This window comes from Nonomuraea sp. NPDC048916, assembly GCF_040649575.1.
In the GTDB taxonomy this organism is placed as follows: Bacteria; Actinomycetota; Actinomycetes; order Streptosporangiales; family Streptosporangiaceae; genus Nonomuraea.
Map to the genome: position 1 here is coordinate 194,821 of NZ_JBEZFS010000006.1, position 22,373 is coordinate 217,193.

A 22,373-nucleotide genomic window follows, 5' to 3' on the forward strand; every position below is an offset into this window, starting at 1 on the left:
CCGCGATGCGGATGCGCGAATGACATCACCAAGCCTTCATGGGGTTCTCATGAGGGCCCCTTAGGTTTGTGGGCATGAGCGAGTCGGCGCGATTGCTGGTGGTGGACGACGAGCCCGCGCTGCGCGAGGCGCTCCAGTCGAGCCTGGAGTTCGAGGGCTACCGGGTCGTCACGGCCAACGACGGGCAGGCGGCGCTGGAGCGGCTGGCGGGCGAGAGCTACGACGCGGTGCTGCTCGACGTCATGATGCCCAGGCTCGACGGGCTGACCGCCTGCCGCCGGCTCCGCGCGATGGGCAACCACGTGCCGGTGCTCATGCTGACGGCCCGCGACGCCGTCGGCGACCGGGTCTCGGGCCTCGACGCGGGCGCCGACGACTACCTGGTCAAGCCGTTCGAGCTGGACGAGCTGCTGGCCAGGGTGCGCGCGCTGCTGCGGCGGGGCGCGCTCGGCACGGGCGTCCCGGCGAACGTGCTGTCCTACGGCGACCTGCGCATGGACCCGGCCACCCGGGAGGTCACCCGCGGCGACCGGCCGCTCGACCTGACCCGGACCGAGTACCTGCTGCTGGAGTTGTTCCTGGCGCACCCGCGCCAGGTGCTGACGCGTGATCAGATCCTCGGCGAGGTCTGGGGGTTCGACTTCGAGCCGACGTCCAACTCGCTCGACGTGTACGTGATGTACCTGCGGCGCAAGACCGAGGCCGGCGGCGAGCCGCGGTTGATCCACACGGTCCGCGGGGTCGGCTACGTGTTGCGGGCGGCGCCGTGAGACGCGGCAGCCTGCGCTCCCGGCTGACCCTCCTGGTCACGATCGCCGTCGCGGTCGCCATCGCCGTCTGCGCCGGGCTGTCGTGGCTGATCGTCGAACGCCAGCTGATCAGCCAGCTGGACCAGACGATCATGGAGCCGGAGGGGCCGGGTGACCAGAGGTGGCTGAAGGAGCACTGCACGCCCCAGGGCACCTCCGATTTCTTCGGGTACGCCACGCTGCTCTACGCCGATGGCAGCACATGTTCGCTGGGTCCGCCGATCGTGGTGACCGAGCCGGACAAGAGGCTCACCACCGATCGAGCGGAGCCGGTCTACCGTGACGGCCGCACAACGGGCGGCCGGGCGGTCCGGGTGGTGACGGTGAACTTCGAGCCGGGCGTCGCCGTCATGGAGGCCAGGCCGCTCTACCACGTCCAGCGCACGATGCGTAACCTCGCCATCGCGCTGGGCGCCGTCGCGGCACTGGGAGTGCTCGGGGCGGCGTGGGCCGGGATGGCCGTCTCGCGGGCCGCCCTGGCGCCCGTCGGCCGCCTGACCAAGGCCGTCGAGCACATCGCCCAGACCGAGGACCTCGACATCCGCATCCCGGTCGAGGGCACCGACGAGATCGCCCGCCTCGGCTCCTCCTTCAACGCCATGACCGCCGCGCTGGCCGGGTCGCGTGACCGGCAGCAGCAGCTCGTCGCCGACGCCGGGCACGAGCTGCGCACGCCCCTCACCACCCTGCGCACCAACATCGACCTGCTGCTGCGCAGCGAGCAGACCGGCCGGCGGCTCGATCCCGGAGCCAAGGAGCGGCTGCTGGTCAACGTGAAGGCCCAGTTCGCCGAGCTGTCCACGCTCGTCGGCGACCTGCTGCAACTGGCCCGGGGCGACACCGACCACGAGCCGCACGTCGAGCTGGCCCTGCACGACGTGGTCACGGCCGCCGTCGGGCGGGCCAGGCTGCGCGGCGCCGAGGTCACCACCGACCTCCAGCCCTGGTACGTGGTCGGCAACGCCGCCTCCCTCGAACGGGCGGTGCTCAACCTCATCGACAACGCCGCCAAGTTCGGCCCGGGCCAGGTCGAGGTGGCCCTGCGCGGCGGCGTGCTGACCGTCCGCGACCAAGGGCCGGGCATCCCCGAGGAGGACCTGCCGCACGTCTTCGAGCGCTTCTGGCGGTCGTCGTCGGCTCGTGGCCTGCCCGGCTCGGGGCTGGGCCTGGCGATCGTGGCGCAGGCCGTGGCCGAGGCCGGGGGAGACGCGCGGCTCGCCAACGCCCCCGGCGGCGGCGTGATCGCGACGATCAAGCTACCGGGGACTCTCACCTCACGCTCATAATCGGATAAGTCCGTTTAAACCTGGGACGTGAGCTGGGGGCATGGAAGCATCGGTCAAGACGCGCCTGGTCGAGGTGGTCGTCCCGGTTCACAACGAGCAACGGGCCCTGCGCGAGAGCGTCGTCCGGCTGCACGCCTACCTCACCAGCACGTTCCCTTACGGCTTCCGGATCACGATCGCGGACAACGCCAGCACCGACGACACCTGGCGGCTCGCCGGGGAGCTGGCGGCCGAGTTGACGCACGTGCGAGCCGTGCATCTCGACGCCAAGGGAAGGGGCAGGGCGCTGCGCCGGGTCTGGTCGGCCAGTGACGCCGACGTCGTCAGCTACATGGACGTCGATCTGTCCACCGATCTCGACGCGTTCCTGCCGTTGGTCGCGCCGCTGCTGTCGGGCCACAGCGACCTGGCGATCGGCACCCGGCTGTCCAGGGCGTCGCGGGTGGTGCGCGGCCCCAAGCGCGAGTTCATCTCCCGCTCGTACAACCTGCTGCTCCGCTCCCTGATGGGCGCGCGGTTCTCCGACGCGCAGTGCGGGTTCAAGGCCGTGCGCACCGAGATCGCGCGGGCGCTGCTGCCCGCCGTGGAGGACGAGGAGTGGTTCTTCGACACCGAGCTGCTGCTGCTCGCCGAACGCCACGGGCTGCGCATCCACGAGGTGCCCGTCGACTGGGTGGACGATCCGGACAGCCGCGTCGACATCGTGCGGACCGCCCTGGACGACCTGCGCGGCCTGGCCAGGGTGGCCCGCCGGACGCTGTCCGGCGCCGCCAGCCTCCCGATGCCCGTCCACGTGCGCGAGGCCCGGCTGCCGCGCGGCATGGCCCGGCAGCTGCCCAGGTTCGCGATCGTGGGGGTGATCAGCACCGCCGCCTACCTGCTGCTGTTCTCGCTGCTGCGGGAGATGACCCCGGTGCTCGCCGCGAACGCGGTCGCGCTGCTCGTCACGGCCGTGGCCAACACCGCCGCGAACCGCCGCTTCACCTTCGGCGTGACCGGTCCGGCGGGGGCGCTGCGGCACCAGGTCGAAGGGCTGATCGCGTTCCTCGTCGGGCTGGTGCTCACCACCGGCGGGCTGGCACTGCTGCCCGACGGTGTCTCGCACGAGGTGCAACTGGTCGCCGTCGTCATCGCCAACGCGTGCGCCACGCTGGTGCGCTTCCTGCTGCTGCGCGTGTGGGTCTTTCACCCGAACCGCAGGACGGCCCGATGACCGCCATCCCCACCCGGCCCCCGGGCAGGACACCCCGGAGGTGCGGAAAGCCCGCTATGCAGCGGGCCGCGACGTTCGAGGTGGGCCGCCGGGGACGGATAGGCTTGCCCGGTGCGGAGTACGAGCCGGGCCGAGCAGGCTGACCAGCGCAGGGCGGAGCTGTTGGAGGCCACTCGCAGGGTGGTCCTCGAACGAGGTCTGGCCAACACCCGGATCGCCGACATCGCCAAGTCCATCAACGTCAGCGGCGGCCTCGTCCACTACCACTTCGCCACCAAGGACGAGCTGATCACCGCCATGCTCCGGGCCGCCCTCGACCTCGAGAGCGCCAAGCTCGACGAGCTGGTCGAGGGCCCGGGCACGGCGGTCGAGCGCCTCGACAGGGTGCTGCGTTACTACATCCCCGAGTCGAGATCCGACCAGAGCTGGCTCCTCTGGATCGACGCCTGGAACACCGCCCTGCGCGAGCCAGCGGTCAACCAGATCATGCTGGAGCTGGAGGCGACCTGGCTGACGGCGCTGAGCCGGGTGCTGGCCGACGGCACTCGCTCCGGCGAGTTCGCCTGCGACGACCCGGAGGGCGCGGCCGAGCGGATCGACGCCATGCTCGACGGCCTGGTCATCCGCTACACCCTGCATCCCGACGTCCTGTCGGGCGCCCGGCTGCTCGCCCACGCCCGCACGGCCGCGGCCAGGGAGGCCGGCATCCCGGTGAGCGTCTTCGCGCAGGGCCCCTGAGACGGCAGGCCCCTGAGACGGCAGGCCCCTGAGACGGCAGGCCCCACGGCAGGCACCTGAGACGGTCGTCCTGAGAGCAGAGGTCAGGCGGGCAGGGCGGCGAGGAGGAAGGCGAGCCGCGCGGCGGCGCCCTCGACGTCGTCGACGGTGCCGAGGCGGTAGCCCCACGAGGTGACGAAGCTGCCGTCCTCGGAGCAGGTGACGCTCTCGATCAGGGTGGCGGAGAACCTGTTGCGCACCGACACGTAGGCGGGCTCGCTGGCCAGGGCGATGCTCTGGACCGACAGGTCAGCGTGACGACCGGCATACCACGCGAACCGCTCGAGGCTGAGCGCGGTGTCAAGCATCATGCGTCACCTCCGCAACGTCTCCCGCGACAGAATTGCACGATCTTGCGGCGACGGGCAAGCAATTGCGAGGATTAATGTGGTGTTTGTTTCCGGTATTCGTCAAGAATGCGGATGATGACATCCCTTCCCGCTTCGTCGAACTCTGCCGCTTTCGCGTAGTCGTCGAAGGCCCGCGCGTAGAAGGCGATGTCGTCGGGATCTCGCAGGAGCAGGTCCTTCGTCATGGTCCCGACGATGACCAGGGCCTCGTTGAAGATCCAGAACCCGTTGATCGGCGAGGCCGGCAGCTCCGCGCCGAACGGGATGACCCCGAACTCCACGTTGGGCAAGGTGCTGACCGCGAGCAGCCGGTCGAACTGGCCCTGCATGACGTCGGGCGGGGTCAGCCGGGTGCGCAGGGCCGACTCGTGCACGACGAACCTGAACGAGCGGTTGCGGTCGTAGAGGATCTCCTGCCGCTGCATCCGGATCCGGACCGCGGTGTCGATCTGGTCGGGCGCGCTGTAGAGGCGCTTCACCTTGCGGAACACGTGCCCGGCGTACTCCGCCGTCTGCAGCAGCCCGACCACGATGTTGGGCTCGAACACCCTGAAGAGCTTGGTCTTCGACTCGAGGTCTCGGATGTCCTCCTGGATGGCGGCCAGGCCGCTGCGGTGGCGTTGCTTCCAGCCGTCGTGCCGCTCCAGCAGCGCGATCGCCTGTCTGATCAGTTCGTCCGTCGTCTCGGGAGCGGCATGTACGGCCTGCGCCCACACGACGACGTCGTCTTCGGTCGGTGTCTGCCTGGCATTCTCGAGCCGGGAAACCTTGGAGGGTTGCCAGCGCAACCTCTCGGCCAGCTCCTTGCCGGACAGGTGGGCGGTCTCGCGCAGCTGCCGGAGCTGGCTGCCGAGGTCGATGCGCGCCTGCTGAAAGGACGTCACGCGCCAAGAGGCTAGACCCGCTTGGGGCGATCATGCCAGGGGCAGTCGCGCAATTGTGATTAAGCGGTCGCGGTAGGTGCGGAGAGGGAGCTCGGCCGATCGGTCGCCGAGCCGTCGGGCAGGACCCGGCGGGCGATCTCGGTGATGAGCTCGCGGGGGACTTCGACCGCGGTCTCGCCGTCGAGCACGTCGCGCAGATCCGCGAGCGCCTGAGGATCGGTGAGCTGAAGGCCCTGTACGACGATGGTGCCGCGGTCGGTCTCGTACAGGGTGGGGCAGGCGCCCGCCTCCGATGTGGAGCCGAGGAACCGCATGCGCATGGACAATCCTTCCCCGAGGTTAACTGCAATTGCGCGCAATTGTACGGCTTTTCAGGTCATACGTGATCGTTTCATGAAAAATCGGCATATATCGTGAGTTTCTGGAATTTGCTGGTCCGGGTGGGCCGCCCTGTACGGGCCCCCGTGCGGTCAGGTCCGGTCGAGCAGCCCGTCGATGATCTGCCGGGCGCGGGCGAAGAGGGTCAGCGTGGTGGCGTGCAGCAGGTCGCCGATCTCCTTGGGTGCCTGGCCGGCGAAGGCGCGCGCGTGGGTGCCCTCCAGGACGATGCCGAGCTTGAAGCAGGCCAGGACGGCGTACCAGTCGACGGCGGACAGGTCGCGCTCCGACAGCGCGCCGTAGCACTCGACCATCTCCCGGGGTGACGGCAGCCCCGGCACGTGGCCGTCGTTGGCCGGCCACGTGGCCAGCAGCCAGCCGAGGTCGAGCAGCGGATCGCCGATCGTGGCCATCTCCCAGTCGACGATCGCCGCCACCCGGGGGCTGTCGTGGGCGAACATCAGGTTGGCGAAGTGGTAGTCGCCGTGCATGACGCCCGGCGTGAACGTCGCGGGGCGGTGGCGCTCCAGCCAGGCGGCGGTCTCGGCCAGGTGCGGGATGTCGGGGCCGGGATAGCCGTCGAGCCGGGCGTAGGAGTCGAGCTCGCCCAGCCAGCGCGGCACCTGCCGTTCGAGGAAACCCTCCGGCCGCCCGAAGCCGGGCAGCACGGCGGGGTCGATCCGGCCCAGCTCGGCCAGCGCCGCCGCGGCCTCCAGCCCCATCCGGTGCCGGATGGCCGGGTCGGCGGCGTGCGGCTCCGGCAGCCCGAGCGAGGGGTTGAACCCCTCGACCGGCTCCATCAGGTAGAAGACCGGCTCGTGCTCGGTCTGCGCGGCCACCAGCCGCGGCGCGGGCACCCTCGTGCCGTGCAACGCCGCGAGCAGGCGCGCCTCGCGGCGCAGCACCTCGTTGCTCTTCCGCCGGGCGTGCTGAGGGGGCCTGCGCAGGATGTAGGGGCTGCCGCCGCGCTCGAAACGGACCATGACGTTCTGGGTGCCGCCCGCGACCGGGACCGTGCCGGTGATCGGGCCGCCGGGCAGGCCCTGAGCGTCCATCCACGCGCCGAGCCCGTCGAAGTCGATGGCGTTGACGTCGATGTGGGTGGAGGTCATGGTCGCCCTTCAGGACCGAATCATATTCTGGTCGCGACCCTACGAGAGCCGCGCCGACGTGGTCAACCCAGAGCCTGCATGAACGGCAGGAACTGGCGGGCCCGGTCGCCGGGCAGGTCGCCGGCGCGGACCATGAGCGAGACCTGCCACGGGTCGCCCATGCCGTGCCGACCGGCCCACCCGACCAGCTCCTCCTGGGCCAGATCGAGGTCCATGCGCACCGGCCCGCCGGCGTGCAGCGCCAGATCGCCGATCAGCGCCCGGGCGGTCTCCTCGTCGCGGGCCACGACGGGGCCGATGACCACGCTGTCGTCGTTGCGCCAGCAGTGCCCGAAACCGCCGTCGGCGATCCGTACCTGCTCCCCGAAGCCGAACATCCGGCGCAGCAGCCGCGACCGGTCGGTGCCGAACACCTCGGCGTCGAGCGCCAGGATCTCGCCGAGGTCGTCCTCGGTGGCGGGCCGCGTCGCGCCCGACGGCTCGCCCCGGAACACGCCGGTGTGCTTGGCGACCCGGCCCACCGTGCGGAAGCCGAGCCGTTCGTACAGGGGGCGGCCGTTCTCGGTCGCGTGCAGCGAGACCGTCCGGTCGCCCGCCCGCTCCAGCACGTGCTCCATCAGCGCGCGGCCCAGCCCCCGGCGGGCGTAGCGGGAGGCGGTCAGCACCATGCTGATCACAGCGTGGTCGTCGCCGTAGCGGGTCAGGATGTTGGTCGCGGCCAGCCCGTCGCCGTCGGCCGCGTCGATGCCGTAGACCTCGCCGACCTCGAACAGCAGCGCCCACTTGTGCCGCTCGGGCGGCCAGTCGCGATCCTTGGCCAGGCGGGTGCAATCGTCCAGGTCATCAGGGGTGAGACGCCGTATGTCCATGCGCGCCATCCTGCTGCATCCACCGGCCCGCTCAAACCGATTTATGCTGGTACGGCCGCCGCTACGGCAGCAGTTCCTCGGGCACCGCGACGGGCTGGGCGCGCAGCTCCTCGCCCAGAGCCTTGGCCTGCGGGTCCATCCGCGGGCTGGCCGCCACGCCCCGGCCGAGGAGGCCGTGGACGACGAAGTTCAGGGCGTTGAGGTTGGGGAACTCGAAGCGGTCAATGCGGTGACCGGCCAGGGAGGGCAGCAGCTCCCGCAGGCGGCCGGCGGTGAGGTGACCGGCCAGCCAGGTGTATTGCTCGGTCGTGCGCACCCAGACCCCCAGGTTGGCGTTGCCGCCCTTGTCGCCCGAGCGGGCCCCCACGACGCGCCCCAGCGGCACCTCGACGGTACGGCCACGCGGGATGCCGACGGTCTGGCCGGGCGGCACGTCGAGGGTGCGGCCGGCCGGCGGGTTCGGAGCCGGCGTGTCCCGCGGCCCTTCCTCCGGGCGGCCGGGGACCCCGGCGGAGGAGACAGCGATGGAGGAGACAGCGGCGGGGTCCGGGGCGGAGGCGGGGAGCCGCTCGCCGTCCAGGAAGACCTCCGGCTCGACCTCGCCCGCCGGCACCAGCACCGGCCAGTAGACGCCGTACGGTGACGCGTCGCCCGGCGGGGTGAGGCCGTAGAAGCCCGGATAGCTCGCCAGCCCCGTCTCCACCACGGCGGAGGAGAAGGCACGACCGGCGCGGCGCCGGTCGGAGTCCATCACGGTGATCCGCAGCAGCCCCGAGTCGCTGAGCGTGACGTCGACCTGGTCGAAGGAGTCGCGTGGCACCCTGGCCCAGACGGCCTCCTCGGCCAGCCGGGCCTTGGCCGGGATGTCGAGGCCGGTGAGCACCAGGGTCATCGTGTTGCGGTAGCCGCCCAGGTAGTTGACCGCGACCTTGAGCGTGCCGGGCGGCGGCTCGCCGCGCGCGCCGGAGACGCGGACGCGGTCGGGCCCGTCGTCGGACAGGGTGATCGTGTCGAACCTGGCCACCACGTCCGGGCCGGGGTAGCGCGGCCCGGCGATCTCGTACATCAGCTGGGCCGTGACCGTGCCGGTCGAGACCAGGCCGCCGGTGCCCGGATGCTTGGTGATGACCGAGGAGCCGTCGGCGTGCAGCTCGGCGATGGGGAAGCCGCAGTGGGCGAGATCGGGGACGTCCTGGAAGAAGGCGTAGTTGCCGCCCGTCGCCTGGCAGCCGCACTCGATGACGTGGCCCGCCACCACCGAGCCGGCCAGGGCGTCGAGGTCGCCGGGCTGCCAGCCGTACCACCAGATGCCGGGGCCCGTCACCAGGGCGGCGTCGGTCACGCGGCCGGTCACCACGACGTCGGCGCCCGCCGACAGGGCGGTCGCGATCGGACGGCCCCCCAGGTAGGCGTTGGCGGTGAGCGGGGTGCCGTCCAGCCGCTCGCCGGTGTCGGCGTTGACCAGGTCGAGGTCGCGGCCGGTGAGGTCGTCGCCCATCACGTGGGCGACCCTCGGCGACAGGCCCAGCCTGGCGGCCAGCTCGTGGACGGCCTCCGCGCATCCGGCCGGATCGAGCCCGCCGGCGTTGGTCACGATCTTGACGCCTCGGTCGAGACACGTCCCCAGGACGTCTTCGAGCTGCCTCAGGAACGTCGTCGCGTAGCCGGGACGTCCCTTGAGGCGGTTGCCGGCCAGGATGAGCATGGTCAGCTCGGCCAGCCAGTCGCCGGTGAGCACGTCGATCGGGCCGCCCTCGACCTGCTCGCGCGCGGCCGACAGCCGGTCACCGTAGAAGCCGCTGCAGTTGGCGATGCGCAACGGCGTCCGAGCCGCTTCCCCAGCGCCGGCGATGGTGGACATGGCTGCTCCTCACAGGGCGGGCGGAACCCATTTCGGGGGACGCTTCTGCATGAAGGCCGCGATGCCCTCCTGGCCCTCCTCGGAGGTGAAGCGCTCGGCCGACAGCTCCGCCATCTGCCGCAGCCCCTCCTCGAAAGGCACCTCCGGAAGGTCCCTGAGCAGCCGTTTGGTGATGGCGAGCGCCTCAGGGCCGCCCTTGGCCAGCATCTCGGCGTAGCGCGCGACCGTCGCGTCGAGCTCCTCCTCGGGCACGGCCCGCGTCAGCAGCCCGATCTCCGCGGCCCTGGCGGCGTCGAACACCTCGCCGGTCAGGAAGTATTCGGCCGCCGCCCTGGAGTCCAGCCTGCGCAGCACCGGCACGGCGATGATCGCGGGCACGACGCCCAGGCGTACCTCGGTGAACGCGAACGAGGCGGTCAGCGGCGCGATCGACAGGTCGCACGCGGCGACCAGGCCGAGCCCGCCCGCCCTGGCCGTGCCGTTGAGCCGGCAGACGACCGGCTTCGGGCTCTCCCAGATGAGCGCGAGGATCTCCGGGAACGACCCGGTCACCGGCGCCCGCGCGGCGCCCGAGGCCGGATCGGCCCGCTGCTCCTTCAGGTCGGCGCCGGAGCAGAAGACCCGGCCGGTGCCGGTCAGCACGATGACCCGCGCCTCGGGCTCGGCCAGCGCCCAGTCGAGCCGGTCCTTCAGGTCGCTCAGCAGCCGCACGGACAGCGCGTTGCGGTTGGGCGGCGAGTCGAGCGTGATCGTCGCGACGCCGTTCGCGAGCTCCCTGTGCACCAGCCGTGTCATGAGTCCCTCTCCTGGATGATCGCCAGCACCTCTCCCGCCTCGACCTGCCGGCCCTTCTCCACGGGCACGTCAGAGACGATGCCGCCGGCCGGCGCGGTGATCTGATGCTCCATCTTCATCGCCTCGAGCACGAGCACCGGCTGCCCCTTGACGACGCGGTCACCCCGCGCGACCTCGACGCGCAGCACGCTACCGGGCATGGGGGCGAGCAGGGATCCGGGGGCCACGTGCTCGACCGGCTCGGGCAGCCTCGGCACCGGGGTCAGCTCGACGGCCCCGGCGGCCGAGTCGACGTACACCTTGTCGACGTACGCGTCGTCGCACACGTTGTCGTACGTGGCGACGTCGAAGGAGTGCCTGACACCGTCGCGCTCCAGAACGACCCGATGGGGCTCGGCGGTGACGACCGTGACGCCGGCGGGAAGCGGCTGGTAGGCGACCTCGGCCTCTTCGAACCGGGCCCGCTGCGGCTGCGACCGGACGTTGCGCCAGCCGCCGGGCAGGCTGCCCAGCACCCCGGCCCGGCGCCGGTTGGCGGCGGCCATGGCGAGCGCGGCGGCCAGGACGGGCAGCTCGGCCGGTTCGCCGGGTTCGCCCGGCCCGGCTCGGTGCTCGTCGAGGAACCCGGTGTGCGTGTCGCCCGCCCGGAACGCGCGGCTGTCCAGGATGTCCAGCAGCAGCTCGCGGTTCGTGGTGACCCCGTGCAGCTTGGCCCGCCGCAGCGCCGTCGCCAGTTTCCTCGTCGCCTCGTCGCGGCCGGCCCCGTACGCGATGACCTTGGCCAGCATCGCGTCGTAGTACGGCGAGACCACCGAGCCCGACTCCACCCCGGAGTCGACGCGGACGTCACCCGGGATCTCGAAGCGCCGCAGCACCCCCGTCTGCGGCAGGTAGTCGCGGTCCTCCGCGTAGAGCCGCGCCTCGATCGCGTGCCCGCGCGGCGCCGGCGGCCCGGCGGGCAGCGCGGCCCCCTCGGCGATCTCCAGTTGCAGCCGGACGAGGTCGACTCCGTAGACGAGCTCGGTGACGGGATGCTCCACCTGGAGCCGGGTGTTCATCTCCAGGAACGCCACCCGATCGCCCCGCACCAGGAACTCCACGGTTCCGGCGCCCACGTACCCGATCGTCCGGGCGGCCCTGACCGCGGCCTCCAGCAGCACGGCCCGCGTCGCCTCGCCGATCCCCGGCGAGGGGCACTCCTCCACGACCTTCTGGTGCCGGCGCTGGATGCTGCACTCCCGCTCGCCGAGCGCCCACACGTGCCCGTGCCGGTCGGCGAGGATCTGCACCTCCACGTGCCGGGCCCGTTCCAGCAGCGGCTCCACGAACACCGACCCGTCGCCGAACGCGGCCATGGCCTCGCGCCGCGCGGACGCGACCTCCCGTTCGAGCTCGGCAGCGGCCCGGACCACGCGCATCCCCCGCCCGCCGCCGCCGGCGGACGCCTTCACCAGCACGGGATACTCCCAGGCCGGCGCGGCGAGCGGCTCCTCCAGCGCCAGCGACGGCAGGACGGGCACACCGGCCTCGCCCATCAGCCGCTTCGCCTCGATCTTCGAGCCCATCGCGGCGATCGCCGCGGGCGGCGGCCCCACCCACACCAGCCCCGCGTCCAGCACCTCCTGGGCGAAGGCGGGATTCTCCGACAGGAACCCGTAGCCCGGGTGCACGGCGCCGGCCCCGGACGCCCGGCAGGCCGCCATGATCTTCGGGATGTCGAGGTAGGTCTCGGCGGGCAGCACCCCGTCGAGGCGCACCGCGTAGTCGGCCTCGGCCACGTGCGGCGCGGCGGCGTCGGCGTCGGAGTGGACGGCCACGGTCTCGATGCCGAGCGCCCGGCAGGTGCGGAAGATCCGCCGGGCGATCTCTCCCCGGTTGGCCACCAGCAGGCGAGTGATCACGAGAGGAGTGATCATGAGAGGAGTGGTCACGGCCGGAACACCCCGTATCCCGCCGCCTCCGGCACCGGGGCGCTGTTGATCGCCGACAGGCACAACCCCAGCACCGTGCGGGTGTCGCGCGGATCGATCACCCCGTCGTCATAGAGCCGCCCGGACAGGAAGAACGGCAGCGACTCCGCCTCGATCTGCGCCTCCACCATCGCCCGCATCGCCGCGTCGGCCTCCTCGTCGTAGACCTGCCCCCGGGCCTGGGCCGAGGCCCGCCCGACGATCGACAGCACCCCGGCCAGCTGGGCGGGCCCCATCACGGCCGACTTCGCGCTGGGCCAGCTGAACAGGAAGCGCGGATCGTAGGCCCGCCCGCACATCCCGTAGTTGCCCGCTCCGTACGAGGCGCCCATCACCACGGTCAGGTGCGGCACCGTCGAGTTGGACACGGCGTTGATCATCATCGCGCCGTGCTTGATGATGCCGCCCTGCTCGTACTCCTTGCCGACCATGTAGCCCGTCGTGTTCTGCAGGAACAGCAGCGGCGTGCGCGACTGGCCGGCCAGTTGGATGAACTGGGTCGCCTTCTGCGACTCCTCGCTGAACAGCACGCCCCGGGCGTTGGCCAGGATGCCCACCGGATAGCCGTGCAGGGTGGCCCACCCGGTGACCAGGGAGGTGCCGTAGAGCGGCTTGAACTCCTCGAACTCACTCCCGTCCACGATCCGCGCGATCACCTCGCGTGGGTCGAACGGGATCTTCAGGTCCTCGGGCACGATGCCCAGCAGGTCCTCCGCCGGGTAGGCGGGCTCGCGCACGGGCAGCGGCTCGGCGCCCCGCTTGCGCCAGTTGAGCGAGCGCACGATCCGCCGCCCGATCCGCAGCGCGTCGTGCTCGTCCAGGGCCAGGTAGTCGGCCAGGCCACTGGTGCGCGCGTGCATCTCGGCGCCGCCCAGCGACTCGTCGTCGGACTCCTCGCCGGTCGCCATCTTGACCAGCGGTGGACCGCCCAGGAACACCTTCGCCCGCTCGCGCACCATCACCACGTAGTCGCTCATGCCGGGCACGTACGCGCCGCCCGCGGTGGAGTTGCCGAACACGAGCGCGATCGTGGGGATCCCGGCGGCCGACAGCCGCGTCAGGTCACGGAAGATCCGGCCGCCCGGGATGAAGATCTCCTTCTGCGTCGGCAGGTCCGCCCCGCCGCTCTCCACCAGGTTGATGAACGGCAGGCGGTTGCGCAGCGCGATGTCGGCGGCCCGCAGCGACTTCTTCAGCGTCCACGGGTTGGACGCGCCGCCCCGGACCGTGGGATCGCTCGCCGAGATCAGGCACTCGACGCCCTCGACCACGCCGATCCCGGTGACCACGCTGGCGCCCACCGGGAAGTCGCTGCCCCACGCCGCCAGCGGCGACAGCTCCAGGAACGGCGAGTCGGGGTCGACGAGCAGCTCGATCCGCTCCCTGGCCAGCAGCTTGCCCCGCCCGCGGTGCCGCTCGACGTATTTCTCACCGCCGCCCGCGACCGCCTTGGCCTGCTCGGCGTCGAGCTCGGCCAGCTTGGCCAGCATCGCCGCCCGCCGTTCGAGGTGGCCGGGCGCGGTGGGGTCGAGGTCGCTCCTGATCACTGGCTCGCCTCCATGGTTGACGTGGGCGTCAAGCCGATGGCCCGCGCCCAGAGCTTGGTCAGCAGGTCGACCGCCGTCCGCTCGTCGGCCCGCTCGCCCAGGTCGAGCCAGACGTGCGCGAAGTGCTCGACCATGCCGCCGAGCATGATCGCGGTGAGCCTGGGGTCGAGGGTGGGGTCGGCCAGCCCCTGCTCCTGTAGCCGGCGCAGCCCGTCGGCGCCCCGGCGCACGAACACCTCGCGCAGCTCCAGCAGCAGGTCGCGAAAGCCGTCCTCGGTCAGGGCGGCCTGCTCCAGCATCCTGACCAGCCGTGAGTTGGCCGCCCAGGCGCGAAGGTAGAGCCGGTTGGCCGCCTCGATCCGGGCGTACGGGTCGCCGGGCGCGGCCGGCCCGACGATGCTCGCGGTGAACATCTCGCCCACCACGGCCCCGGCGACCTCACCGAACAGCGACTCCTTGGAGTCGAAGTAGGTGTAGAACGTGCCGTGCGACACCCCGGCCCTGGCGCAGACGTCGTCGATGCGCGCGGCCTCGTACCCGTGCTCGTCGAACGCCTCCCGCCCGGCCTGCACCAGCGCGGCCCTGGTCCGCCGCCCGCGAGCTGTCAGCGCCTCAGACTTGACGATCACGTCAACTACCCTACGCGCCCTCCCCCGGCACGCGAAAGGCCCTCGCGCCTCCTGCGCGCAGGCTGGACCCGGAGTGGGTACATCACGCCGCCCGGGCTCGACGGACGAGGCGCCTGGCTCCACCTGCCCCCTTTACCTGCCGCGGTCGAGCACATCGAGCAAGCACGATCGTCGACGCTCGGAACTGATTGCGGTGTGATCACGCGGCACCTATGCTCCCCGGGCATGACGACAGTGCTCTGCGTGCCACAGTGGCAAGGATCCGGCTTAGGCGATTCGCCGCGGCTCGCGTCCGGCGCCCATCGGACCGCCGAGCTGATGCCGGCCGACGCCCGGGTCACGGTGCCGGTGCTCGACACGGGCGGCAAACCCGATGCCGGGGTACGCGGGCTCGACGTGCTCGTGGAAAACCTGCGGCTGACCCAGAAGGCCCTGGCCGACATCGATGATGTGGTGGTCACCACCGGTGGTGACTGCGGAGTCGATCTGGCACCGATCATCGCCGCCCGCGACCGGCACGGGGACCGACTGACGGTCTTGTGGATCGATGCGCACCCCGACCTCTACACTCCGCAGACCTTGCGGTCGGGCTCGTTCCACGGGATGGTGCTGCGTACGCTGCTGGGCGAAGGACCGGCACCGCTTGTTCCGAAGAAGCCGTTGGTGCCCGAGCAGGTGATAATCGCCGGAGAACGGGCGGGCGCCGCGGCGGAACACAAGTACATCGAGAAGGCAGGCATCCGGCGATACGGCGTCGAGGATCTCGAAGAGGTGCTCGTCGGTCTCACCGGTCCGGTCTACGTCCACATCGATCTGGACGTGCTCGACCCCGCGGAATTCGGCTCCATCGGCTATCCCGAACCGGACGGGGTGCCGCCGCAACGGCTGATCGATCTGGTCTCGCGTCTGAACAACGTGGTCGGAGCGGCCATCACTGAGCATATGCCGTCAGGCCGCCCCAGCGATGCCGGCGATGCCGAGGTGATCCGACGGTTGGGGGCCGCGCTTCCCCTCTAACCGACGACCTCACCGCGTATGTGCAGGTTGCGTTGTGCCCGATTAGTGGACCGACCAAGAACAGCGACGGTCACACACGCGGGTCGTCAGGTGCAGTGGCTCCAGCCGGACTTCCAGGAGTGCGAGCCCCACGAGCCGCCCCAGATGACGCACTTCTGCTTGGCCGCCAGCCGGACCGGCCCCGCGTAGGCACTGAACCTCCCCGGGTCGCCGGCGCTGGAGCCGCCCTTGACCTGGAGGATGGCGTTCATCTGGACCTTGCCCGGATACAGCAGCTTAGAAATGGTCACCACGCAGTTCTTGCCCGCGGTCGTGTTGTACAGCAGGTAGACGGTCGCGCCGTCGCCCAGTGCCCGCTTGTTGATCACCTTGTAGCCGGAGCCGCAGACCTTGGCGGGGGTGTACGGGTTCGGCTTGGGGGTCGCGGTCACCGTGGTGGCCGGTGGCCGCTTGCGGGCCTTCGTCAGCTGCACGGTCGGGCCCACCGTCGGAGCCTCCGTGGGCTCGGCGTCCGGATCGACCATGTCCGACGGCTTCTTGGTCTTCGTGGGCGTGGGGGTGGGGGTCGGCTTCTTGGTGGTGGGCTTCTTCGTCTGGTAGACGGTGACCGGGTTGGGCGGGGGGGTGACCACCGCCTTGGTCCTCCTCTTCGTGGGCTCGTCGAGGCTCGGCGTGGGGATCGTGTCGGCGTCCGGCACCTCGGGGGTCGGGTCGTCGCCCAGCGCGTCCGTGGGCTGCCCGTCGCCGGCGTCGTCCGTGGTCTGGGTGGTGTTTCCCACGGGCACGATCCCGGCTTTGCTGTTGGCCTGCACCACGACCGCTCCGACCACCACCAGCAGGGCCGCCGCCGCGGCCCCCGACAGGGCGAACGTCAGCGTGCGCCGCTGCCTGGCCGCCGAGCGGTCCCCCTGCTTCGGGCCGGCCGCGGGGCCCGTGCCTCCCACCTGACCGGCACCGGCCCCGTACCCCGCCACCTGGTGCGCCGCCGCCCCCTGTCCGGGCCCTTGGCGGTCGGCAGACCCGTGGCCGGGTGCCTGGTGCGCGGCGGGGTGCTGTCCGGGCCCTTGGCCGTCAGCAGGCCCGTACCCGGCCACCTGGTGCGCCGCCGCCCGCTGTCCGGGCCCTTGGGCGTCAGCCGGTCCGTGGCCGGGTGCCTGGTGTGCGGCGGGTCCGTGGCCGGGCGTCGGAGGTGTGGCGGGGGCCTGTCCGAATGGTTGGTGATCGGCGGGGCCGGCACCAGGCGCCTGGTGTGCTGCCGGGGACTGGCCGGGCATCTGGGGGCCGCCCGGGCCCGGGCCGAAGTGGGGCTGCCGGCCGCCTGCGCCGGGCCGGACTCCGGGGGCGGCGTGTGGGCCGCTGGGCGCGGGAGGGCCCGCGGGCATGGGGCCGGCCGGGCCGTTCGCAGCGGCCGGGTGGCCGAGGGAGCCTGCCTGGCCGGGCTGGGGATCGGTCCCCGCACGCATCCACGAGGCCAGAGAGCCGCCGGGTGCGGGCGGCTGGCTCGGCTGGGCGTACGGCCACGGCGGGCCACCGGTGCCGTGCTGAGCGCCGGCGACAGGCTGTGAACCCCCGGGCTGCCCCGGGCCGACCGGCTGGGGGCCCGTGCCCAAGGGCTGGGGGGCCGTGCCGGGGAGCTGAGAACCCGTGCCGGGCGGCGCGGGGAGGGGCTGGGCGCCGGCGAGGCCGGTGGAGGGGAAGGGCTGGCCGGTGAGGCGGACGATCAGCTCGTCCGCCGTGGGCCGCTGCGCGGGATCCTTGGACAGCGACGCCTCGACGACCTCGGCGAGCGCCCCCTCCATCCCACCGAGCTGCGGCGGCTCGTGCAGGATCCGGTGCATCACCACCGGGATGGAGTCGGCGCCGAAGGCCGGCTTGCCGGTGGCGGCGTACACCATGGTGACGCCCCAGGCGAACACGTCGGCCGCCTCCGACACCACGGCGCCGCTCAGCTGCTCGGGCGCCAGGTAGGACGGCGTCCCCATGGCCATGCCGGTGGCGGTCGCGCCGGGAGAGTCCAGGGCGCGGGCGATGCCGAAGTCGATCACGACCGGGCCCTCGGGGCCCATGAGCACGTTCGCGGGCTTGAAGTCGCGGTGCAGGATGCCGGCCCGGTGGATCGCGGCCAGCGCGGTCGCGGTGCTGATCGCCAGCCGTTCGAGGGCGGCCCCCCGGCGCGGGCCCTCGTTGATGACCAGCTCGCGCAGCGACGGGCCGGGCACGAACTCGCTGACGATGTACGGCCGGCTGCCTTCGAGGTCGGCGTTGAGCACGGGAGCGGTGCAGAACCGGGCGACCCGCTGCGCGACGGCCACCTCGCGGAGGAACCGGCTTCGGGCCTCGGGATCGGCGACGGAGGCGTGATGCAGCAGTTTGACCGCGACCTGCTCGCCGGATCCGCTCCTGCCGAGGTAGACGACCCCCTGACCGCCTTCCCCGAGCCGGGCGACGAGGTCGTACGCCCCCAGCCGCCGCGGGTCGTCCGCCGCCAACGGCTGGTACTGATTCACGTCGGGACCCCCAAGACCACACATGACAGATCGACAGCTGGGGCAAAACGCTACCAGCGTGACGATTGGTGCGTTGCCCGGAGCGTGCCAAATCTTTCATGTTTTGACGACGGATGTCAGCGTTTCCCGGCGATACAGGTGCAGGTCGGAGCAGGCTCAGATGGCCTTGCCCGGATTGAGCAGACCCAGCGGGTCGAACACCGCCTTGATGCCCCGCTGCACCTCCTGGGCGAGCGGCCCGGTCTCCAGCGCCAGCCAGCGCTGCTTGAGCAGCCCGACGCCGTGCTCGCCGGTCAGCGTGCCGCCGAGCTTCAGGGCGTGGGTGAAGACCTCGTCCGCGGCGGCCCACACGGCCGGGGGCGGCTCGGCCGTGCCGTGCTCGAAGATGAAGACCGGGTGCAGGTTGCCGTCGCCGGCGTGCGCGACGGTGCAGATGCGCACGTGGTGCCGGGCCGCCGCCGCCTCGATCGCGGTGATCATGTCGGGCAGCACCGAACGGGGCACGCACACGTCCTCCACCAGGCACGCGCCCAGGCGTTCCTTGGCCTGGTAGGCCATCCGGCGCAGGCCGATCAGCTCGTCGGTCTCCTGCGGGCTGGAGGAGACGGCGACGAACGACGCGCCGTTGTCCTCGCAGAGCCCTTCCATCCGCCGCACCACGGCCTCGGAGTCGGACGCGTCGGACTGGCCGATCAGCATGGCGTTCGTCGAGGGCTCCAGGCCGATGTTGCGCCAGTCGTCGATCGCCTCCAGCGTGGCGCGATCGAGCAGCTCCATCAGCGACGGTTGGCAGCCGGCCGCCATGATCGCCGACACCGCCGCGCCCGCGTCGCGGAGCGAGCCGAACTCGGCGGCGAACGTCGCGGGCGGCGCGGCGGGCGCCGGTCGCAGCCGCAGCGTGGCCGCGGTGATCACGCCGAGCGTGCCCTCGGAGCCGACGAACAGCCCCGTCAGGTCGTAGCCCGTGACGCCCTTCATGGTGCGCCGGCCGGTGTTCAGGATCCGCCCGTCGGCCAGCACGACCTCCAGGCCGAGCGCCGAGTCGCGGGTCACGCCGTACTTCACGCAGCGCAGCCCGCCCGCGTTGGTCGCCAGGTTGCCGCCGATGGTGGAGATCTCGTACGACGACGGGTCCGGCGCGTACATGAGCCCGTGCTCCCTGGCCGCCCTGTCCAGGTCGGCGGTGATCACGCCGGGCTCGACCACGGCGATCTCGTCGGCGGGGGAGAGCTCCCTGATGGCGGTCATCCTGGCCAGCGAGAGCACGATCGCGCCGTCGGTGGCCGTGGCGGCGCCGGCCAGGCCCGTGCCCGCGCCGCGCGGCACCACGGGCACCCGGTGCTCGGTGGCCCACCGCAGCGTGGTCACCACGTCGTCGCGGGAGGCGGCGAGCACCACACCCAGGGGCTTGCCGGGCTCGACGAACGTGCGGTCGCGCGCGTAGGAGTCGGTCACGTCGGGGTCGGTCAGAACACGGCCCTCAGGCAGCCTGTTCACCAAGGCTTCGATCGGTCTCACACATAGAAGCCTATGGTTTGCGTGGACCGGTGCTTAAGGCCAGACTGCCCGGGTGAAAGTGATGTGCCCGATGTGTGCCCAGGCTGACCAGGTCGCTTCCGTCCCGGGAACCGTGGCCGAGGGCACCACGTACCGGATCGGACGCGTACGGCTGCCCGGCGAGCGCGACATCGCCGACCTGCCCACGGCGGCGTCGCTCGGCGCGTCCAAGCACCTGATGAGCCGCACGCAGCTCGCGGTCTGGCTGTCGTTTCCCAGCCGCCACTACACGCCGTGGGTCCGCAACCAGGGCTACATCCTGCTCATCGTCGCCGCCCTGATCCACCTGGTGGTCGCGCTCGTGATCGCGATGGGCAAGGACACCGGCTGGGGCGAGGTGCTGCTCGCGCCGTTCTGCCTGACAGGGGTGTTCTGGCTGATGGGCGTGCTGCAGGTGACCGGTTCGTACGGCGCGCGCAAGCGGGACCTGGCCGAGGCGCCGGCCAGGGAGCAGGCCTTCGGCGTCTGGGAGCGCCTCCACTATTGCCGGCGCGACAACGTCGCCTTCGAGCCCGGCGTCGGCGTCTCGTTCCACCCGAGCGAGACACGGGAGTACATCTTCGGCTTCCGGCGTAGCCGCGCCTGACCGCCCTCCCCTGCGGAGTGAGAGGGCGGCCGCGAGGGGGCGTCAGCCCCGCTCCTCCGCGACGAGACGCACGCACACCGCGAGCCCGGCGATGGCCTGCTCCAGCTCCTCCAGCTCGGGGTAGGTGGGCGCGATCCTGATCGTGCGGTCGCCGGGGTCGGCGCCGTAGGGGTGGGTGGCGCCGGCCGGGGTGAGCGCGATGCCCGCGGCCTTGGCCTTGGCCACGACCTCGCCGGCGTGCGGCACGTCGAGGCTGATGAAGTAGCCGCCCTGGGGGCTGGTCCATTCGGCGAGCCCGCCCAGCTCCTTGGCCAGGACCCGGTCGACGAGCTCGAACTTGGGCCAGATCAGCTCGGCGTGCCGCCGCATGTGCCCGGCCACGCCCTCGGCGTCGCGCAGGAACTCCACGTGGCGCAGCTGGTTGAGCTTGTCGGGGCCGATCGACTGCTTGGCGGTGTTGGCCAGGAACCACTCGACGTTGGCCGGCGAGGAGCCGAAGAACGCCACGCCGGAGCCCGCCAGCGTCACCTTGGACGTGGAGCCGTAGACGAACGCCCGGTCGGGGTGGCCGTGCTCCGCGCAGAGCGCGAGCAGGTCGGCGAGCTCGGCGGGCCTGTCGGTGAGGTGGTGCACCGCGTAGGCGTTGTCCCAGAAGATCCGGAAGTCGGGGGCGGCGGCCGGCAGGGCGGCCAGCCTGCGCACGGTCTCGTCGCTGTAGACGACGCCGGACGGGTTGCTGTACTTGGGCACGCACCAGATGCCCTTGACGCTCGCGTCGGCGGCGACGAGCCGCTCGACCACGTCCATGTCGGGGCCGTCGGCGCCCATCGGCACGGCCACCATCGTGATCCCGAGCCGCTCGCAGATGGTGAAATGCCGGTCATAGCCGGGGACCGGGCAGAGGAACGTGATCTCCGGCTCCTCCACCCAGCGGCGGGCCGCGCCGGGGACGGCGGACAGCAGGGCGTGCACGATCGTGTCGTGCATCATGGCCAGGCTGGCGTTGCCGCCCACCACCAGCTGCGCGGCCGGCACCTGGAGCAGCGGCGCGAACAGCTCGCGCAGCTCGGGCAGGCCCTGCAGGTTGCCGTAGTTACGGCCGTCGGTCCCGTCGGCCGCCCGGTAGGAGGCAGGCAACCGGAGCATGTCGTTGGAGAGATCGAGCTGGCGCGGGGACGGCTTGCCGCGGGTCAGGTCGAGCGAGAGGCCACGCTGGACGAGGGCGGCGTAGTCGCGCTGGGCGTTCACGAGATCTTTCTCCTCCGATCGGTACGGATACGAAGGATAGAAGACGCGGCCCCCCGGCCAGGAACCGGTTTCGCGATGTGGATGGCGGCGGCTCAGCCGAGGACGCGCTCCGGGGCGTTGCGCTCGACGAATCGTTCCAGCTCGGCCAGCGACAGGCCGGTCTCCGGCGTCACGATGAGCCGGTCGACGCCGAGGTCGGCGTAGGCGCGGACGGTGTCGCGGTCGAGCCGGCGGGCCGGGGTGACGGAGATGTGCAGTGGACGCCCGGCCGCGGCCTTCCGCACCGACTCCAGCTGGGCGGCGGTCGCCCGCAGACCCAGCATCCAGCCGTACCACCCGTCGGCCAGCTCGGCCGCCCGCCGGTGCGCGGCCGGGGTGTGCCCGCCCATCACGACCGGCACCGGCCGCTGAACCGGGCGCGGCCAGGCGTCGACGTTCCTGAATTCCACGAAGCGGCCGTGGAAGGCCGGCGCCGGGTCCTCCCACAGGGACCGCATGGCCTTCAGGTACTCCTCCGTACGGGCGCCCCGCTGCGCCAGGGGCACGCCCAGCGCCCGTAATTCGGGCTCCAGATACCCGGCGACCACGCCGAACACGAGCCGCCCGCCGCTCAGCACGTCCACGCTGGCCAGTTGCTTGGCCAGGACGAGCGGATCACGTTGTGGCAGAACGACGCAGCCGGTCGCGAGCAGGATCCGCTCGGTGTGCGCGGCCAGGAAGGCCAGCGAGACGACGACGTCGAGCAGCGGCGCGTCCGGGTCGAGCGGCGACGGCTCGACCTGGGGACTGGGCAGCACGACGTGATCTGCGGTCCACAGCGAGTCGTAGCCCAGCTTTTCGGCCAGCCCGGCGATGCGGGCGGCTCCGTGCCGATCCGCACCGGCGAAGCCGTTCGGCGTATGAAGTCCGATCGTCAATGACATATCCGGAAACGCTACGGGCCATTCGATCGATCTACCAGCGACGATCACGCATGGA

At 71.8% G+C, this 22,373-nt stretch carries 20 protein-coding genes; 6 read left to right on the top strand and 14 right to left on the bottom strand.

The window, feature by feature from the left end; genetic code table 11:
• Positions 1 to 74: 74 nt before the first annotated feature.
• The 4 genes from AB0C16_RS08145 (at position 75) to AB0C16_RS08160 (ending at position 4,046) form a co-directional block, all read left to right on the top strand.
• Complete coding sequence (locus tag AB0C16_RS08145) at positions 75 to 770, top strand: response regulator transcription factor (protein WP_357680225.1); 696 nt, start codon at positions 75 to 77, stop codon at positions 768 to 770.
• Positions 767 to 2,095 carry a HAMP domain-containing sensor histidine kinase gene (locus tag AB0C16_RS08150; RefSeq protein WP_357680227.1) on the top strand — a complete coding sequence of 443 codons (1,329 nt, stop codon included), beginning with the start codon at positions 767 to 769 and terminating at the stop codon, positions 2,093 to 2,095. Before AB0C16_RS08145 ends, AB0C16_RS08150 begins: the two co-directional genes overlap by 4 nt.
• A gap of 40 nt (positions 2,096 to 2,135) precedes the next feature.
• Positions 2,136 to 3,308 (top strand): bifunctional glycosyltransferase family 2/GtrA family protein, encoded by a 1,173-nt coding sequence (locus AB0C16_RS08155; RefSeq protein WP_357680229.1) that lies wholly within the window; start codon positions 2,136 to 2,138, stop codon positions 3,306 to 3,308.
• A 111-nt stretch (positions 3,309 to 3,419) separates the two neighbouring features.
• Entirely contained in the window at positions 3,420 to 4,046 is a 627-nt protein-coding gene (locus AB0C16_RS08160; protein WP_357680231.1) for a TetR/AcrR family transcriptional regulator, read from the top strand.
• Positions 4,047 to 4,129: 83 nt separating this feature from the next.
• On the opposite strand, the gene AB0C16_RS08165 is transcribed toward AB0C16_RS08160, so the two are convergent.
• The 10 genes from AB0C16_RS08165 to AB0C16_RS08210 form a co-directional block, all read right to left on the bottom strand.
• On the bottom strand, positions 4,130 to 4,396 hold the full coding sequence (locus AB0C16_RS08165; RefSeq protein WP_357680233.1) for a hypothetical protein: 267 nt from the start codon (positions 4,394 to 4,396) through the stop codon (positions 4,130 to 4,132).
• Between the two features lie 71 nt (positions 4,397 to 4,467).
• On the bottom strand, positions 4,468 to 5,319 hold the full coding sequence (locus AB0C16_RS08170; RefSeq protein WP_357680235.1) for a helix-turn-helix transcriptional regulator: 852 nt from the start codon (positions 5,317 to 5,319) through the stop codon (positions 4,468 to 4,470).
• Between the two features lie 59 nt (positions 5,320 to 5,378).
• Positions 5,379 to 5,639: a hypothetical protein gene (locus tag AB0C16_RS08175; RefSeq protein ID WP_357680237.1), complete on the bottom strand. Its 261-nt coding sequence runs from the start codon at positions 5,637 to 5,639 to the stop codon at positions 5,379 to 5,381.
• Positions 5,640 to 5,789: 150 nt separating this feature from the next.
• The gene (locus AB0C16_RS08180; RefSeq protein ID WP_357680239.1) at positions 5,790 to 6,809 is read right to left on the bottom strand and encodes a phosphotransferase family protein; all 1,020 of its coding nucleotides are present in this window, start codon (positions 6,807 to 6,809) and stop codon (positions 5,790 to 5,792) included.
• Between the two features lie 62 nt (positions 6,810 to 6,871).
• Positions 6,872 to 7,678, bottom strand: coding sequence for a GNAT family N-acetyltransferase (locus AB0C16_RS08185; protein ID WP_357680241.1), 807 nt, complete (start codon positions 7,676 to 7,678; stop codon positions 6,872 to 6,874).
• Positions 7,679 to 7,739: 61 nt separating this feature from the next.
• Positions 7,740 to 9,539 (bottom strand): acyclic terpene utilization AtuA family protein, encoded by a 1,800-nt coding sequence (locus tag AB0C16_RS08190; protein WP_357680243.1) that lies wholly within the window; start codon positions 9,537 to 9,539, stop codon positions 7,740 to 7,742.
• A 9-nt stretch (positions 9,540 to 9,548) separates the two neighbouring features.
• Positions 9,549 to 10,334 (bottom strand): enoyl-CoA hydratase-related protein, encoded by a 786-nt coding sequence (locus tag AB0C16_RS08195; RefSeq protein WP_357680245.1) that lies wholly within the window; start codon positions 10,332 to 10,334, stop codon positions 9,549 to 9,551.
• A complete protein-coding gene (locus tag AB0C16_RS08200; protein WP_357680351.1) occupies positions 10,331 to 12,235 on the bottom strand; it encodes a biotin carboxylase N-terminal domain-containing protein in 1,905 nt (634 codons plus the stop codon). The genes AB0C16_RS08195 and AB0C16_RS08200 overlap by 4 nt, the downstream gene beginning before the upstream one ends.
• Positions 12,236 to 12,261: 26 nt before the next feature.
• Positions 12,262 to 13,794 (bottom strand): carboxyl transferase domain-containing protein, encoded by a 1,533-nt coding sequence (locus tag AB0C16_RS08205; RefSeq protein ID WP_357680353.1) that lies wholly within the window; start codon positions 13,792 to 13,794, stop codon positions 12,262 to 12,264.
• Between the two features lie 53 nt (positions 13,795 to 13,847).
• The gene (locus tag AB0C16_RS08210; RefSeq protein WP_357680247.1) at positions 13,848 to 14,480 is read right to left on the bottom strand and encodes a TetR/AcrR family transcriptional regulator; all 633 of its coding nucleotides are present in this window, start codon (positions 14,478 to 14,480) and stop codon (positions 13,848 to 13,850) included.
• 225 nt (positions 14,481 to 14,705) lie between these two features.
• Here AB0C16_RS08210 and AB0C16_RS08215 point away from each other — a divergent pair, with 225 nt between their 5' ends.
• Positions 14,706 to 15,497, top strand: coding sequence for an arginase family protein (locus AB0C16_RS08215; RefSeq protein WP_357680249.1), 792 nt, complete (start codon positions 14,706 to 14,708; stop codon positions 15,495 to 15,497).
• An 86-nt stretch (positions 15,498 to 15,583) separates the two neighbouring features.
• Here the strand turns inward: AB0C16_RS08215 and AB0C16_RS08220 are convergent, their stop codons facing one another.
• Together AB0C16_RS08220 and AB0C16_RS08225 are read right to left on the bottom strand one after the other, a co-directional pair.
• Positions 15,584 to 18,004, bottom strand: a complete 2,421-nt coding sequence (locus AB0C16_RS08220) for a protein kinase (RefSeq protein ID WP_357680251.1) — start codon at positions 18,002 to 18,004, stop codon at positions 15,584 to 15,586.
• 156 nt (positions 18,005 to 18,160) lie between these two features.
• Positions 18,161 to 19,522, bottom strand: coding sequence for an FAD-linked oxidase C-terminal domain-containing protein (locus AB0C16_RS08225; RefSeq protein WP_357680253.1), 1,362 nt, complete (start codon positions 19,520 to 19,522; stop codon positions 18,161 to 18,163).
• A 112-nt stretch (positions 19,523 to 19,634) separates the two neighbouring features.
• On the opposite strand from AB0C16_RS08225, the gene AB0C16_RS08230 reads away from it, so the two are divergent.
• Complete coding sequence (locus tag AB0C16_RS08230) at positions 19,635 to 20,147, top strand: hypothetical protein (protein WP_357680255.1); 513 nt, start codon at positions 19,635 to 19,637, stop codon at positions 20,145 to 20,147.
• A gap of 42 nt (positions 20,148 to 20,189) precedes the next feature.
• Here the strand turns inward: AB0C16_RS08230 and AB0C16_RS08235 are convergent, their stop codons facing one another.
• Positions 20,190 to 21,395: an aminotransferase class I/II-fold pyridoxal phosphate-dependent enzyme gene (locus AB0C16_RS08235; protein ID WP_357680256.1), complete on the bottom strand. Its 1,206-nt coding sequence runs from the start codon at positions 21,393 to 21,395 to the stop codon at positions 20,190 to 20,192.
• A 92-nt stretch (positions 21,396 to 21,487) separates the two neighbouring features.
• Positions 21,488 to 22,318: an LLM class F420-dependent oxidoreductase gene (locus AB0C16_RS08240; protein WP_357680258.1), complete on the bottom strand. Its 831-nt coding sequence runs from the start codon at positions 22,316 to 22,318 to the stop codon at positions 21,488 to 21,490.
• Between the last annotated feature and the right edge of the window lie 55 nt (positions 22,319 to 22,373).